General features: G+C 67.8%; 15 protein-coding genes. 10 read left to right on the top strand and 5 right to left on the bottom strand.

Features of this window, described 5'->3' with window-relative positions:
• The first annotated feature begins 31 nt into the window (after window positions 1-31).
• The 3 genes from QSJ34_RS15805 (at window position 32) to tatC (ending at window position 2,537) form a co-directional block, all read left to right on the top strand.
• Complete coding sequence (locus QSJ34_RS15805) at window positions 32-1,399, top strand: UDP-glucose dehydrogenase family protein (RefSeq protein ID WP_285577056.1); 1,368 nt, start codon at window positions 32-34, stop codon at window positions 1,397-1,399.
• A 119-nt stretch (window positions 1,400-1,518) separates the two neighbouring features.
• A complete protein-coding gene (gene tatA / locus QSJ34_RS15800) occupies window positions 1,519-1,704 on the top strand; it encodes a twin-arginine translocase TatA/TatE family subunit (RefSeq protein ID WP_285577054.1) in 186 nt (61 codons plus the stop codon).
• Window positions 1,705-1,766: 62 nt separating this feature from the next.
• Complete coding sequence (gene tatC, locus QSJ34_RS15795) at window positions 1,767-2,537, top strand: twin-arginine translocase subunit TatC (protein ID WP_285577052.1); 771 nt, start codon at window positions 1,767-1,769, stop codon at window positions 2,535-2,537.
• Window positions 2,538-2,547: 10 nt separating this feature from the next.
• Here the strand turns inward: tatC and QSJ34_RS15790 are convergent, their stop codons facing one another.
• On the bottom strand, window positions 2,548-3,639 hold the full coding sequence (locus QSJ34_RS15790; protein WP_285577050.1) for a UDP-N-acetylglucosamine--N-acetylmuramyl-(pentapeptide) pyrophosphoryl-undecaprenol N-acetylglucosamine transferase: 1,092 nt from the start codon (window positions 3,637-3,639) through the stop codon (window positions 2,548-2,550).
• A 186-nt stretch (window positions 3,640-3,825) separates the two neighbouring features.
• Here QSJ34_RS15790 and QSJ34_RS15785 point away from each other — a divergent pair, with 186 nt between their 5' ends.
• Window positions 3,826-4,575: an electron transfer flavoprotein subunit beta/FixA family protein gene (locus QSJ34_RS15785; protein ID WP_285577048.1), complete on the top strand. Its 750-nt coding sequence runs from the start codon at window positions 3,826-3,828 to the stop codon at window positions 4,573-4,575.
• A 37-nt stretch (window positions 4,576-4,612) separates the two neighbouring features.
• On the top strand, window positions 4,613-5,584 hold the full coding sequence (locus QSJ34_RS15780) for an electron transfer flavoprotein subunit alpha/FixB family protein (protein WP_285577046.1): 972 nt from the start codon (window positions 4,613-4,615) through the stop codon (window positions 5,582-5,584).
• Between the two features lie 66 nt (window positions 5,585-5,650).
• Here QSJ34_RS15780 and QSJ34_RS15775 read toward each other — a convergent pair whose 3' ends face one another.
• The 4 genes from QSJ34_RS15775 to QSJ34_RS15760 form a co-directional block, all read right to left on the bottom strand.
• Complete coding sequence (locus tag QSJ34_RS15775; protein WP_285577045.1) at window positions 5,651-6,100, bottom strand: DUF1569 domain-containing protein; 450 nt, start codon at window positions 6,098-6,100, stop codon at window positions 5,651-5,653.
• A gap of 61 nt (window positions 6,101-6,161) precedes the next feature.
• Window positions 6,162-6,389, bottom strand: coding sequence for a hypothetical protein (locus tag QSJ34_RS15770; protein ID WP_285577042.1), 228 nt, complete (start codon window positions 6,387-6,389; stop codon window positions 6,162-6,164).
• Between the two features lie 34 nt (window positions 6,390-6,423).
• The gene (locus QSJ34_RS15765) at window positions 6,424-7,146 is read right to left on the bottom strand and encodes a cyclic nucleotide-binding domain-containing protein (protein WP_285577040.1); all 723 of its coding nucleotides are present in this window, start codon (window positions 7,144-7,146) and stop codon (window positions 6,424-6,426) included.
• Window positions 7,147-7,171: 25 nt separating this feature from the next.
• Window positions 7,172-7,711 (bottom strand): GAF domain-containing protein, encoded by a 540-nt coding sequence (locus QSJ34_RS15760; protein ID WP_285577038.1) that lies wholly within the window; start codon window positions 7,709-7,711, stop codon window positions 7,172-7,174.
• Between the two features lie 25 nt (window positions 7,712-7,736).
• On the opposite strand from QSJ34_RS15760, the gene lpxK reads away from it, so the two are divergent.
• The 5 genes from lpxK (at window position 7,737) to QSJ34_RS15735 (ending at window position 13,799) form a co-directional block, all read left to right on the top strand.
• Window positions 7,737-8,756, top strand: coding sequence for a tetraacyldisaccharide 4'-kinase (gene lpxK / locus QSJ34_RS15755; protein ID WP_285577035.1), 1,020 nt, complete (start codon window positions 7,737-7,739; stop codon window positions 8,754-8,756).
• Window positions 8,757-8,861: 105 nt separating this feature from the next.
• Window positions 8,862-10,154 (top strand): ABC transporter substrate-binding protein, encoded by a 1,293-nt coding sequence (locus QSJ34_RS15750; protein ID WP_285577033.1) that lies wholly within the window; start codon window positions 8,862-8,864, stop codon window positions 10,152-10,154.
• 66 nt (window positions 10,155-10,220) lie between these two features.
• Window positions 10,221-11,099, top strand: a complete 879-nt coding sequence (locus QSJ34_RS15745) for a branched-chain amino acid ABC transporter permease (RefSeq protein ID WP_285577031.1) — start codon at window positions 10,221-10,223, stop codon at window positions 11,097-11,099.
• A 1-nt stretch (window position 11,100) separates the two neighbouring features.
• On the top strand, window positions 11,101-13,074 hold the full coding sequence (locus QSJ34_RS15740) for a branched-chain amino acid ABC transporter ATP-binding protein/permease (protein ID WP_285577028.1): 1,974 nt from the start codon (window positions 11,101-11,103) through the stop codon (window positions 13,072-13,074).
• Window positions 13,075-13,082: 8 nt separating this feature from the next.
• A complete protein-coding gene (locus QSJ34_RS15735) occupies window positions 13,083-13,799 on the top strand; it encodes an ABC transporter ATP-binding protein (RefSeq protein ID WP_285577027.1) in 717 nt (238 codons plus the stop codon).
• The last annotated feature ends 43 nt before the right edge of the window (window positions 13,800-13,842 follow it).

Below are 13,842 nucleotides of genomic sequence, written 5' to 3'. Positions count from 1 at the left end.
AGCTACACTGGATCCTTTGCGCGAGGCTCTCATGCAGGTGCTGGTCATCGGGTCGGGATATGTGGGACTGGTCGCTGCGGCCTGTTTCGCCGAGGCGGGCCACCGCATCCTCGGTGTGGACGTGGACACGGCGAAGGTCGCTACCCTTTCGCGGGGCGAATCCCCCATCTTCGAACCGGGCCTGGACGACCTCCTGCGGAAGCACCTGGCTTCGGGCGCCCTCCGGTTCACCACCGACCTTCGCGAGGGCATCGCCACCGCCGACGCCGCCTTCATCTGCGTGGGCACGCCCCAGAGCGAGGATGGCAGCGCCGACATGAAATACGTGCTGGCGGTGGCGGGCCAGATCGGCCAGGCCATGGCGCTGCGACCCATGGAGGCCAAGCCCCTCATCGTCGTGGACAAGAGCACCGTGCCCGTGGGCACCGCCGCCCAGGTGCATGCCGAGATCGCCGCCCACACGGACCGGGCCTTCGAGGTGGTGAGCAATCCCGAATTCCTGCGGGAAGGCTCGGCCATCAAGGATTTCCTCGAACCCGACCGCGTGGTGGTGGGCTGCCGCACGGACCACGCCGAGACCGTGATGAAGGGGCTCTACCAGCCCTTCCTCGACCGCAGCGGCGGCAAGTGGTTCCGCATGGATCCCCCCAGCGCCGAGCTGACGAAGTACGCCGCCAACGCCATGCTGGCCCTGCGCATCAGCTTCATCAACGAGATCGCCAACCTGGCCGAATCCGTGGGCGCCGACGTGGACCACGTCAAGGTCGCCATTGGCGCGGACCACCGCATCGGGCCCGCCTTCCTCAATCCCGGACCGGGTTTCGGCGGCTCCTGCTTCCCCAAGGATCTGCAGGCCCTGCTCAAGGTCGGGCGCGAGCACGGCCAGCCCATGATGACCCTGGCCACCACCGTGGAAGCCAACCGCCACCAGAAGCAGGTGCTCCTGCGGAAGGTGAAGGCCCATTTCGGCGTGAAGGCGGGGGTTCCCGGTCCCCTAAAGGGCCGCCGCTTCGCCCTCTGGGGCCTGGCCTTCAAGGCCGACACCGATGACATCCGCGAAAGCATGGCCCTGGAGCTCATCGACGGCCTCGTGACCATGGGCGCCGAGGTGGTGGTGCACGATTTCGCCGCCATGGACGCAGTGAAGGCCAAAATCGGCACCAAGGTGCGCTATGCCGAGACGCCGCTGGCGGCCTGCGAAGGCGCCGACGCCCTGCTCATCGCCACGGAATGGTCCCAGTACCGCCACGCGGATCTGGATGCCGTTGCCAAGGCCCTCAAGGCCCCCCGCATGTTCGATGGTCGCAACCTGTTCCGGCCCGAGGCCATGGAGGCCAAGGGCTGGATTTACCAGTCCCTCGGCCGCCGCTCGGTGGACGGCGCCACCGTCAAGGCGTGAAATCAAACGCTTCGGGGGCAGACCCCCGGGCTTTCTTTGTTTAGAATGGAACTCAACCTGCCCGGTGACCCTGCGGTCAGTTCAGGCGGTCGGACCACCTCTGCGAATCGGAGCACCCCATGGGCAACCTCGGAATGATGGAAATCCTGCTGATCGGCATCGCGCTGCTGATCTTCTTCGGCCCCTCCCGGCTGCCCGAGCTGGGCAAGAGCCTAGGCAAGGGCATCCAGGAATTCAAGAAGGCCAGCCGTGAGCTGACGGATTCCGTGAAGGAAGACGTCACCTCCGACAAGGACAAGAAGTAGGGCCGCATGACCCATCGACCGGCCTCCCTCGGGAGGCCGGTTCCTTTTCCCGCAAGAGGACCATGCCCCTTCCAGAGACCCCGCCCAACAAGATGAGCTTCTGGGAGCACCTGCAGGAACTGCGGGTGCGGATCGTCCGGTCGCTCATCATCGTGGCCGTCGTGTTCGCCATCACGTACGCCTACCGGTTCAACCTGTGGGCCTGGGCCCAGCGTCCCTTCCTTGAGGCCATGGCGCGCCAGACGGGCAAGGCCATCACGGCCCTCGATCCCTTCGCCTTCACGGACCTGACCGAGCCCTTCTTCAGCATGATGCGGCTCTCGCTGTGGGCCGCGGCCGTGCTTTCCGCCCCCTTCCTGTTCTATCAGCTCTGGGCTTTCATCCGGCCGGGGCTACTGCCCAAGGAACGCCGCCTCGTCATCCCCTTCGTGCTGGTGACCTCCGGCTGCTTCCTGGCCGGCGCGGCCTTCGCCTACAAGCAGGCCTTCAAGTTCCTCGGCGACATCCTCTTCCAGGAGGCGGCCTCCGCGGGCCTGCGCGCGAACCTGCACGCGTCCGATTACCTCGACCTCTTCATCTCCACCACGCTCATCACCGGCGTGATGTTCGAACTGCCCGTGCTGTTCTATTTCCTGGCGCGCTTCCGCATCGTGACCGCGAAGCTGATGCTGAAGTACTGGCGCCACGCCACCATGGCGATCCTGATCTTCAGCGCCTTCTTCACACCCGGCGACGTGGTGGTCACCACCATCTTCTTCAGCGTCGTGCTGCTGGGCCTCTACTTCATCTCCGTCGTCGTGGCCTGGCTCGCCGAGCCCCGTCAGCCGAAGTAGCCTACGGCCTTCAGAGGCGCAACCGGGCCTCGAGGTCATCCAGGCAGCGTGCCACAGCTTGGTTGGCCTCGGCCTGCCCGGACATGGCCCGCCCTGCCCCCGAATCCCGCATGAGCGCCCCGGCCGCGCAGCCGAGTCTCGCGGGGAAATCCACCCCTTGTTCCACCACCACCGCCCTTCCCTCCGCCGCCATGGCGCGGGCGTTCATTCGCTGATGGTCATTGGCGCTGGTGGGAAGAGGCACCAGGATGCTCCCGCGCCCCGAGGCTTTCAGTTCTGCGCAGGTGCTCGCACCGGCCCGGCTCAGCACCAGGCTGGAGGCCTCCATGGCCTCGTCCATGCGCGCGATGAAGGGCACCAGCTCGTGGCGCGGATGGCGGGGCCGGCCCTCCAGGCGCGCCACTTCCATCGGCCCGGCCTGGTGCAGGATCCCCCAGTCCGGCAGGCCTTCCAGCAGGGTGGGCGCGAGTTCCAGCATCGCCTCATTGATCGCGCGCGCGCCGCCGCTGCCCCCGAGCACGAGCAGACGGAAGGGTGGTTTCAGCGATTCGGGAGGGCGGAAGTCGCGGAGGAACGCTTCGCGGACAGGCGTGCCCACCACCAGGCAGTCGGCCTGCGGAAGCAGGGGCCTCACGGCATCCATGCCGCACCAGACCCGCCGCGCCTTGGGGGCCACCAGCTTCGCCAGCGCGCCGGGCGCCGCGTTGCTTTCATGCAGGAAGAAGGGGATGCCCAGGGCCCGCGCCGCCAGCAGGGCCGGGGCTGCGCCGTAGCCGCCCGTGCCGATGACCGCCCAAGGGCGTTCGCTGCGCCAGAGCCGCTTCAACCGGGACACGGCGCGCCAGAGTTTCCATGCGGACCGCGCCATGCGCAGCGGAGACCGGCCCACCACGCCCTCCACATCCAGCAGCAGATGCGGCCAGGCCCGGTTCGGGAGTTCGCGGCCCTCGATGCCGCGCCGGGCGCCGACGAACACGATGGCGCGGTCTGACCACCGGGCCCGCGCCCCTTCTGCCAGCGCGATGGCGGGAAAGAAGTGGCCGCCGGTTCCACCTCCCGTGAGGACCAGCGCATCCAGGAAACTCGGCGTGGCTTCGATCATGATCCGTCCACCATACCGGAAGTGTCCGGGCCTACCGCGAGTCGGCGCCGCAGCCTACCCGGAGACAAGCGTGATTCCTGGCACAAACCCGGTGAAACGCCGCTGGGGTGGGAGGTTTCGTCAGGCTAGACTCTTCTTTTGGGCCGGTCCTCCGCCGGCCTGTCCATGACGCATCAGGGAGCGCCCATGAAGATCCTCGTCGCCCTCAAGCAGGTTCCCGACACCGAAACCAAGATCAAGGTCGCCGCCGATGGGCGGTCTCTCGATCCGGCGGACGTGAAGTGGATCACCAGCCCCTACGACGAATACGCACTGGAAGAAGCCATCCGCATCAAGGAAGCCAAGGGCGCTGAAGTCGTGGCCCTTTCCGTCGGCGGCGACAGCACCAAGGAAGTGCTCAAGAACGCCCTCGCGCTCGGCGCCGACAGCGCCGTGCTGCTGAAGGGCGACGGCCAGGGCGATGCGTATCAGGTGGCCCAGATGATCGCCGCCTACGTGAAGGACAAGGGCTTCGACCTCATCCTCTGCGGCAACAAGGGACTCGGCGGCGACAACGCCGCCATGGGCCCCATGCTGGCGGAACTGCTGAACGTGGCCCAGGCCAACGTGATCGTGAAACTCGAACTCGGCGAAGGCACCTTCAAGGCCGAACGCGAGATCGAAGGCGGATCCGAGATCGTGGAAGGCGCCCTGCCCGCCGTGATCACCGCGCAGAAGGGCCTCAACGAGCCCCGCTACGCGAGCCTGAAGGGCATCATGGCCGCCAAGAAGAAGACCATCGAAGAGCTGGACGCCACGCCCGCCACCTCCGGCGCGCAGGTCAGCGCCCTGGCCCTGCCCCCCGAACGCCCCGCGGGCCGCAAGCTGGAAGGCGATGCCGCCGCCCAGGCCCAGGCGCTCCTGCAGGCGCTCAAGGACGAAGCCAAGGTCTTCTAGGCCACCCCCACAGACTTCCGATTCGAAAGGATGATCCATGATTCTCGTGTTCTGTGAACTGAAGGATGGCCAGATCCGCAAGCCCAGCACGGAGGCCTTGAGCGAAGGCCGCCGCCTGGCCGATGCCGCGGGCAAGCAGCTGGGCGCGCTGTTCGCGGGCGCCTCCTGCGCGGGCGCCGCCGAGGCCGCCAAGTTCGGTGCCGACGTAATCTTCACCGCCGAAGGCCCGACCCTCGCGTCCTACTCCAGCGATGCCTTCGCCACCCTCATGGCCGACACCGTGAAGGCCAAGGGCGCCACCGTGCTGCTGGCCGCTGCCACCGCCGTCGGCAAGGACGTGGCCCCCCGCGCCGCCGCGCGCCTGGGTGCGGGTTACGCCTCGGACGTCACCGCCCTCTCCATCGTCGACGGCAAGCTCCAGGCCGTGCGCCCGGTCTACGCCGGCAAGGCCTTCGCCACCACCACCTTCTCCAGCGCGATCCAGGTCGCCACCACGCGTCCCAACGTGTTCCCCGCCGCCGAGAAGGCCGGTGCCGGCGCCACCGAAGTCCTGCCCGCCCCCGCCGGCGACTTCAAGTCGGTGGTGAAGGAGATCCTCGCCAAGGCCAGCGGCAAGGTGGATCTCAGCGAAGCCAACGTCATCGTGAGCGGCGGCCGCGGCATGAAGGACGGCGCCAACTTCAAGATCCTCGAAGAGCTGGCCGACGCCATCGGCGGCGTGGTGGGTGCTTCCCGCGCGGCCGTGGATGCGGGCTGGGGCCTGCCCCACAGCATGCAGGTGGGCCAGACCGGCAAGGTCGTGAGCCCCACCCTCTACATCGCCTGCGGCATCAGCGGCGCCATCCAGCACATCGCCGGCATGAGCGGCTCGAAGTTCGTCGTCGCCATCAACAAGGATCCCGAAGCCCCCATCTTCAAGCTCGCGAACTACGGGATCGTCGGTGACCTCTTCGAAGTCGTCCCCGAACTCACCAAGGCCGCGAAGGCGCTGGGGATTGGTTCCAACTAGGTCTCGTTCCCAGCTCCAAAAAACAGCCCGGCATTGGCCGGGCTGTTTTTTGGAGAGAAGAAAAAACTAAACCCCGAACTGCCTCAAATGGTGGTCGAGGTGCTTGTACATCAGGCGGCCCCACTCGTCGCCGCTCATCCGGCCGAAGAAGGCGTGGGTGGCCTTTCCGGCGGATTCGGGGCCCCGCTGGACGAAGCGATCGATGATCGTCGCGAGGCGGATGCGCTCCGCGTTGAAGTCCCGGACGTCCAGCACGACGAAGCTCGGATCCGTCGGGGAGTTCCGGCCCATGGGCCGTTTCCCCAGCGCCAGCCGGCGGACGAGGGGCCCGAGGATCTTTCCGATGAAGAGCTGCTTCATGGGCCGGTCTCCCGTGGCCGCCTCCAACCCCCGCGAGCAGTGCTGCAGCATCTGGGCGGGGTTCATCTTGCCCCACCGGTGCGGCGTATCGGCCTCCAGGGCTGCGAGGCGCACTGACAAGGCTTCCCGGTCGGCCGGGTTGAAGAGGGATTCCATCGCGACGCTCCTAGCCTTTCATTCTCCATGATTTGGAGCGCCACTCCCGTCACGAGAGGGATCACACGGGCTCGAAGCCCTCCTCCCACAGGAAGTCTCGGGCCGCCTCGGGATCGCCGAAGCGCGCCACGACCATGTCCCCCTCGTTCACATCGCCATCCAGCTCATCCAGGCTGTTCCGCTCCCGGATGATGCAGGCCCCGCCGATCTCATCCAGGCCGAACTGGACCAGCTCCCGGACAACGCCGTGCTCGTCCCGCCACAACTCCACCATCAGGTCCGTGCCCATGACGCCCTCCTCAACTTTTCCGCCCGCGGGAAAGTTAAGTCTTTTCGAAGAAGAGCACCACCATTCCGAAACCCACCCGGTCGCCATGCTTCAGTTCGCGGGGTTCGCCGGGCAGGATGCGCTCGCCGCGCACGAAGGTGCCGTTGGCCACGCCGGGTTCTTCGAGGAGGAAATACCGCCCGTGCTCGCAGAGGATGCGGGCGTGGCGCCTGGAGACGCTCAGGTTGTGGTCTTCTTCGGTCAGGTCGATGTCGGGATGGACGCCCGTGGTGGGGTCGAAGCGGCCGATGAGAGACCCGTGCGACAGGATGGGATGGGGCTTGCCGCTGAGCACCGACACCAGGTTCGCCACGGGCCCCGTGGTCACCTTGGCGGGGCGCGTGGCATCCAGGGATTCCAGGCGCTCGCCCACTTCCCGGTGCCGCTGGGCCAGCCGCTGCATCATCTTGATGGAGACTTCCGGGTTCTGTCGGATCATCCGCAAAAAGGTGCCCCGGTTGATGGCGATGAGATCCGAATCCTCCAGGGCGATGGCGGTGTGCTGGCGCGGCAGGGCCTCCAGCAGGCTGCCTTCTCCGAAGAAGTCCCCCTTGGCCAGTTCTTCGGCCCAATCTCCTTTGGGCTCCTCTGAGATGTACAGGCGGACCTTGCCCTGCAGGATGATGTACATCTGCTGGGCCATCTCCCCTTTTCGGAAGATGATCTCGCCTTCGCGGAAGCGCAGCTTGCTTTGATCGATAAAGCTGGGTTCAGCCATGAAGGTCCCGGGGGAGTTTCCTAGCTTAACCCAGGGTCCCGCCCGGAAGGAACCCAGGTCGGTCGAAGGTCCGTGAAAGCAGGCTCTCCAGGATCTGGGCTTCCCGGGCCGAAAAGCCTTCTGGTTCGGGGCAATCGAGGTCCAGGACGGCCACCACGCGCCCCCCCCTCCTGACCGGGATCACCAGTTCGCTGCGGGTGGCGTCGTCGCAGGCGATGTGACCGGGGAAGGCGTGGACATCCGGCACCAGCTGGGTGGTGCCCGTGCGCGCGCAGGCCCCGCAGACGCCCTTCGCGAAGGGAATCCGCAGACAGCCCATGCCGCCCTGATACGGCCCCACGGCCAGCATCTGATCCGCCACCCGGCGGTAGAAACCGCACCAGTTGGTCTGCGGCAGGGTCTCCCACAGCAGGCAGGCCAACGTGGCCTGGAGCGCCACTTCATCGGTCTCACCCTCCAGCGCCGCCTCGATCTGCGGCAGGGCCTCCTGCAGCCGAGCGACGCGTGCGTCTTCAGGAAGCAGGGTGCCCCGCACCACCTTCGCCAGCAGGATGCCCTCGCTCATCGCCAACCTCCGCTACGCTTGATCCATGTCCATTCTGCGCTACCTGGCGGCTCCTTTGGCCCCCCTCTACGGGGCGGTGGTGCGCGCCCGCAACCGCAGCTTCGACGCCCATCCCGAACGGGCCGCCCGCGTGGCGGTGCCCGTGGTCTCCGTGGGCAACCTCAGCGCCGGGGGCACGGGCAAGACGCCCCTCACCCTCTATCTCGCCGAGGGCCTTGAAGCCGCCGGTTGGACGAACGCCGTGCTGTCGCGGGGCTACGGCGGGCGGCGCGACATCGATCCCATGAGCGTGGAGGCGGATTCGGATCCCCGCCAGACCGGCGACGAGCCCCTGCTCATGGCCCGGCGCCTGGGTTCTCAGCGCGTGGTGGTGGGCCGGAAGCGCCACGCCGCCGCCCTGCGGGCCCTGGCCCAGCGGCCCGGACTGCGCTGCCTGCTGCTCGATGACGGGTTCCAACATCGCGCCCTGCACCGCGACCTCGACCTGCTGGTGCTCGACGGCGTGAGGCTCTGGGGCAACGGGCGCATGCTGCCCCTGGGCGATCTGCGCGAACCCCTCGACAGCGCCCGGCGCGCCCACGCACTAGTGGTGACGCGCGCGGCGAGAACGAAGGACCGCGCGGAGGTCGAAGCCTGGTGGGCCCGACACGGTTCCGGCGGCCCCATCTTCTGGGTGGATTTCATCCTGGGGACCCTGCGCCCCTGGCCCGCGGATGGGCCATCCCGCGAGGCCCAGGGCCCGGCCTTCGCCTGGTGCGGCCTCGGGCACCCGGAGGCCTTCTACGCCGATCTGCTGCTGGCCGGCCACAGCTGGATCGGCTCCCACAGCTTTCCCGACCACCAGGGCCCGGCCCCGGCGGATCTGCGGCGCCTGCAGGCCCTGGCCCGCGCTGAAGGCGCCGGCTGGCTGGTCTGCACCGAAAAGGACGCGGTGAAACTGGGCGCCGAACACGCCCGGGCCCTGGACATGCCCCTCTTCGTCGCCGAACAGCACGTCTCCGGCGGAGAGGCGCTGCTGGCCTGGGTCCAGGCCCGGTTGGGCTAGATTCCTGTCTGATGTGATTCTGCCCACCTTCCCGGCCGGGCGGTGGACCGCTATGCTTGCGGCAACTTCCAATTACTCCAACCCATCGCCTCCAAGGAGGACACGATGTCCAGGCAGATCGTCCAAGGATCTCTCCTCTTGTGCGCGGCCCTCGGCCTCCAGGCCGGGGATACCGTCAAGCTCGCCCTCACGGGGCCCTTCTCGGGCGGCTCGGCCCCCATGGGCGTCTCCACGCGGGACGGCGCCAAGCTGGCCATCGCCGAGATCAACGCGGCGGGCGGCATCCAGGTGGGCGGCCGGAAGATGAAGATCGAGATCATCGAGCGCGATGACGAAGCCAAGAACGAGCGCGGCGCCCTCATCGCCCAGGAGCTGGCGGCCATGGGTGATCTCTCGGGCGTCATCGGCACCGTGAACACCGGCGTCTGCCTCGCGGGCGACAAGCACCTTCAGGAAAAGGGCATCACCAAGATCATCTGTCCCGCGGCGGGTTCCGCCTCGATGACGCAATGGGCCAATAAGCCGGATCGGGCCGGCGTGAAGGATCTCTCCATCTTCCGCTTCGCCGCCCACGACGGCATCCAGTCGGCCATGGTCGTCGAAGAGGCCATCAACCGCCACTTCACCAAGGTGGCCGTCATCTTCGATTCCACCAACTACGGCGTGTCCGGGCGCGACGACATGCTGGATCAGATCAAGAAGCAGGGGAACAAGCTGACGGTGGTAGCCCAGGAGAAGTTCAACATCGGCGACAAGGACATGACCGCCCAGTTGCTGCGCGCCAAGTCCGCGGGCGCCCAGGCGGTGCTCATCTGGGCCATCGGCCCCGAGCTGGCCGCCGTCTCCAACGGCATGGCCAAGATCGGCATGAAGGCGCCCCTCATCGGCGGCTGGACGCTGTCCATGTCCAACTACATCGACAACGCCGGCAAGAACGGCAACGGCACCCTCATGCCCCAGACCTTCATCGAGGAGCCCATCACGCCCAAGGCCAAGGCCTTCATCGACGGCTACCACCTGACCTACAAGGTGGGGCGCATCCCCTCGGCCGTGGCCGCGGCCCAGGGCTACGACGCCGTCTACATCTTCGCCGCCGCCGTGAAGCAGGCCGGCAGCACGGACACCCACAAGATCAAGGAAGCCCTCGAGGATCTGAAAGAGCCCGTGAAAGGCGTCATCGCCACCTGGAACCACCCCTACACGAAGTGGGATCCCGCCGATGTCACCACCCACGAGGCCTTCCGCCGCGAACAGGCGGTCATGGGCATGGTGCAGGACGGCCACGTGGTCTTCGGCAATGCCGCCGACAAGGCCCGCCTGATCAAGGAGGCCGCCGGCACCACCCCGAAGGCCGCCAAGCCCACCACCAAGCCAGCCGCCAAGCCGAAAACCAAGTAGGTCGCGCCATCGCCAACCCGGGGGGCTTCGGCCCCCCGATCTTTCCCCCTTCCGAATCGAGCCCGCATGAACGTTCAGATCATCGGACAGATGGCCGTGAGCGGCGCGCTGATGGGCCTCGTCTACGCCCTCATCGCCTACGGGTTCCAGCTCACTTACGCCACCAGCAAGAGCATCAACTTCGGCCAGGGCGAGCTGGTGATGGTCTCGGCCTTCTTCAGCCTCACCCTTACGAACCTGGGCCTGCCCTACTGGGCGATGATCCCCGGCGGCCTGCTCTTCGGCGCCCTCATGGGCCTCATCGTCGAGCGCGCGGCCGTGCGACTCGCGCTGGAGCAGAAGAGCGAGGGCTGGATCCTGCTCACGATCATCCTCGGCCTCTTCTTCTTCTCCTCGGCCGAAAACATCTGGGGCCGGGACGACCGGCCCTTCCCCACGCCGATCTCGGCCGATCCCATCCATGTGCTGGGCGTGGATGTCACGCGGCTGGAACTATCCGTGGCGGTGGGCGTCATCGCCATCATGGGCGCCATCGAGCTCTTCAAGCGTCGCACCCTGCTGGGCAAGGCCTTCGAGGCCGTGTCGGCGGATCGCGACGCCGCCGAGCTCATGGGCATCTCCGCCACGCGCACCGTCATGCTCTCCTACGCGCTATCAGGCGCCGTGGCGGCCCTGGCGGGCATCCTCGTCTCGCCCATCACCACCGTGGGGCCCACCATGGCCTCGGCCCTCATCCTCAAGGCCTTTTCCGTCGCCGTGGTGGCGGGCCTGGATTCGGGCTTTGGCGTCGTGCTGATCGGCATGTGCCTCGGCGCCCTGGAAAGCCTCGCCAGCTTCTACCTCGGCAGCGGCTGGCGCGAGGCCCCGGGCCTCGTGCTGCTCATCCTGGCCCTGGCCCTGCGCCCCAACGGGGTGTTCGGCAAGGCCACGATCCGGAAGGTGTGAGATGAAGCGGATCCTCCTCCTCCGTGGTGCCGAACTCATCGTCTTCGCCTGCCTCGCCACCATTCCGCTGCTGGTGGTGAACCCCTACGCCCTGGGTCTGCTCACGCTGCTCGCCATCTACGGCATCCTGCTCATCGGCCTGGATGTCACCGTGGGCTACCTGGGCCAGGTGAACCTCGGCCACGTGGCCTTCCTGGGCCTGGGCGCCTACACCGCCGGCCTCGTCGTCACGAAGCTGGGGCTCGGCATGGGCCCGGCCCTGCTGGCCGCCATGGCCGTCGGCCTGCTGCTGGGTGGCCTGCTCGCCCTGCCCGCGCTGCGGCTCGAAGGCCCCCAGTTCGCCCTGGCCACCCTCAGCTTCGCCGCCCTCAGCACCACGGCGTTGAACGAACTCGAAAGCCTCACGGGGGGCGCCCAGGGCCTCAGCCTCAGCCGCCCGCCGGTCTTCGGGCACGTGCTGACGCCGCCCCTCTTCTACTGGCTCTGCATGGCCCTGCTGGCGGTGGTGTGGATGCTCATGCGCAACCTCCTGGCCTCCCAGTGGGGACGCGCCTTCGAGGCCCTGCGCGACAGCCCCATCGCCACGGATGCCATGGGTGTCGGCACCTACCGGCACAAGGTCGCGGCCTTCGCGCTGGGCTCGGGCCTGGGCGGGCTGGCCGGCGGGCTCTACGCCTTCAACTTCCAGTACCTCCAGCCCCAGAGTTTCACCTACGACCTGATGATCATCCTGCTGCTGGGCGTGGTGCTGGGGGGCCGCAAGAGCCTCTGGGGCGCCTTCGTGGGGTCCTCGGTCATCGTCCTCCTGCCCAACCTGCTGTCGAACCGCCACCTCTTCCAGATCTTCTCGGGCCTGGGATTCGCGGCGGCCCTCGCCGCGGGCCTGCGCGGACTGGCGAAGCAGACGACGCGGCCCTTCCAGGCCCTGGCCCCCGTCGTCGCCATGGGCCTGCTGGTGGTGGGGGGCTTTCTCGTCGAGAACACCGAAGATTGGCGCAAGGCCATCTTCGCGCTGATGCTCTTCTCCGTGGTGGTGGGCCTGCCCGAGGGCCTCATGGGTTTCCTCTCGCATTTCCTCGCCCGCCTCTTCCGCGTGCCTCACGCGCCGCTGCCCGAACCTTCGGCCCTCGAAGACGTCCTGCCGTCACGGCCCGCCGACGGCGCCCCCCTGCTGGTGCTCGAGGATCTCAAGCGCCATTTCGGCGGCGTGAAGGCCGTGGACGGCCTGTCGGTGAGCGTCCAATCAGGCGCCATCCACGGCCTCATCGGGCCCAACGGATCGGGCAAGAGCACGGTGGTGAACGTCATCTCCGGCCTCTACACGCCCAGTTCAGGCCGCGTGCTCCTGCGCGGCTCAGCCCTGCCCACGGGCAGCCTCTTCCGCGTGGCCCGGGCGGGCGTGGCGCGGACCTTCCAGAACCTCCAGCTCTTCGGCGAACTGACGGCGCTGGAGAACGTGATGGTCGCGCTGAAGGGCGTGTACCGCAGCCCCCTGCCCATGGTGCTGTTCGGCCTCGGCCGCGCGGAGGAGCGCCGCGCGCGGGCGGACGCCCTGGCCCTGCTCAATCTCATCGGACTCCGGGGCCAGGCCCTCAACAAAGCCAAGGACCTGACCTACGGCGCCCAGCGCTTCCTGGAGATCGCCCGGGCCCTGGCCCGCAAGCCCGACCTGCTCATCCTGGACGAGCCCGCGGCGGGCTTGGCGCACCCGGACGTGCTGCAGCAGATCGAGATCATCAAGCGGGTGCACCAGCGCGGCATCACCATCATCCTCATCGAGCACCACATGGATGTCGTCAGCGAGCTGTGCAGCACCGTGACCGTGCTGGATGGCGGCAAGGTCATCGCCGAGGGCGCGCCCGACGAAGTGAAGCGCCATCCGAAGGTGGTGGAGGCCTACCTGGGCCAGCCGCCCCAGCCCGCCTCCCCCGAGTCCGATCCCCAACCTGGCGGCCCCGCGCCGCAACCCGCCTAGGAGCCCCCATGCTGCACGTGGAGAACCTCCATGCGGGCTACGGCGCCAGCGAAGTGCTGAGCGGCGCCTCCCTCGAGGTGAAGCAAGGCACCCTCGTGGCTCTCATCGGCGCCAACGGCGCGGGCAAGACCACCACCATGCGCGCCATCTCCGGGGGGCTCAAGCCCAGCCGCGGTCGCGTGGTGCTCGCGGGCCAGGAGGTGCAGGGTCTCGATGCCTCGCGCATCGCGCGCCTGGGCCTCGCCCACGCCCCCGAAGGACGCAAGGTCTTCGGGCCGCTGTCCGTGGAGGACAACCTCCTGTTGGGTGCCTATGGCCGCCTGCCGCGCTTCTTCGGCTTTCGGACCAAGGCCCAGACCGATCTGGAGCGCGTCTACGACCTGTTCCCGCGCCTCCGGGACCGCGCGAAACAGGCCTCCGGCACCCTCTCCGGCGGCGAGCAGCAGATGCTGGCCATCGGTCGGGCGCTTATGGCGCGGCCCAAGGTCATGCTGCTGGACGAGCCGTCCATGGGCCTCGCGCCGGTCATCGTGCAGGAAGTCTTCCGCACCATCCGTCGCCTGAAGGAAGAAGGCCTCACCCTCCTGCTCGTCGAGCAGTTCGCCAAGAGCGCCCTCGAAGTCGCCGACTACGCCTACGTCATGGAGCGCGGTCGCATCGCCGTCGAAGGTACCCCCGCCGAGCTGAGCCGCAACGAACGCGTCATTGCGGCCTACCTGGGCTGAAAAAGATAACCGCGAATGACGCGAATCGCCCTACGGGCGCGCG

The sequence above is a fragment of the Geothrix limicola genome (assembly GCF_030268085.1).
GTDB lineage: Bacteria > Acidobacteriota > Holophagae > Holophagales > Holophagaceae > Geothrix > Geothrix limicola.
The sequence above is the reverse complement of the archived record's forward strand: the minus strand, read 5'-3'. Positions and strand labels throughout refer to the sequence as shown.

Excerpts from the sequence above, each read along its gene's own strand:
- QSJ34_RS15805 (WP_285577056.1), top strand. The coding sequence starts at position 32 with ATGCAGGTGCTGGTCATCGGGTCGGGATATGTGGGACTGGTCGCTGCG.
- tatA (WP_285577054.1), top strand. The coding sequence starts at position 1,519 with ATGGGCAACCTCGGAATGATGGAAATCCTGCTGATCGGCATCGCGCTG.
- tatC (WP_285577052.1), top strand. The coding sequence starts at position 1,767 with ATGCCCCTTCCAGAGACCCCGCCCAACAAGATGAGCTTCTGGGAGCAC.
- QSJ34_RS15790 (WP_285577050.1), bottom strand. The coding sequence starts at position 3,639 with ATGATCGAAGCCACGCCGAGTTTCCTGGATGCGCTGGTCCTCACGGGA.
- QSJ34_RS15785 (WP_285577048.1), top strand. The coding sequence starts at position 3,826 with ATGAAGATCCTCGTCGCCCTCAAGCAGGTTCCCGACACCGAAACCAAG.
- QSJ34_RS15780 (WP_285577046.1), top strand. The coding sequence starts at position 4,613 with ATGATTCTCGTGTTCTGTGAACTGAAGGATGGCCAGATCCGCAAGCCC.
- QSJ34_RS15775 (WP_285577045.1), bottom strand. The coding sequence starts at position 6,100 with ATGGAATCCCTCTTCAACCCGGCCGACCGGGAAGCCTTGTCAGTGCGC.
- QSJ34_RS15770 (WP_285577042.1), bottom strand. The coding sequence starts at position 6,389 with ATGGGCACGGACCTGATGGTGGAGTTGTGGCGGGACGAGCACGGCGTT.
- QSJ34_RS15765 (WP_285577040.1), bottom strand. The coding sequence starts at position 7,146 with ATGGCTGAACCCAGCTTTATCGATCAAAGCAAGCTGCGCTTCCGCGAA.
- QSJ34_RS15760 (WP_285577038.1), bottom strand. The coding sequence starts at position 7,711 with ATGAGCGAGGGCATCCTGCTGGCGAAGGTGGTGCGGGGCACCCTGCTT.
- lpxK (WP_285577035.1), top strand. The coding sequence starts at position 7,737 with ATGTCCATTCTGCGCTACCTGGCGGCTCCTTTGGCCCCCCTCTACGGG.
- QSJ34_RS15750 (WP_285577033.1), top strand. The coding sequence starts at position 8,862 with ATGTCCAGGCAGATCGTCCAAGGATCTCTCCTCTTGTGCGCGGCCCTC.
- QSJ34_RS15745 (WP_285577031.1), top strand. The coding sequence starts at position 10,221 with ATGAACGTTCAGATCATCGGACAGATGGCCGTGAGCGGCGCGCTGATG.
- QSJ34_RS15740 (WP_285577028.1), top strand. The coding sequence starts at position 11,101 with ATGAAGCGGATCCTCCTCCTCCGTGGTGCCGAACTCATCGTCTTCGCC.
- QSJ34_RS15735 (WP_285577027.1), top strand. The coding sequence starts at position 13,083 with ATGCTGCACGTGGAGAACCTCCATGCGGGCTACGGCGCCAGCGAAGTG.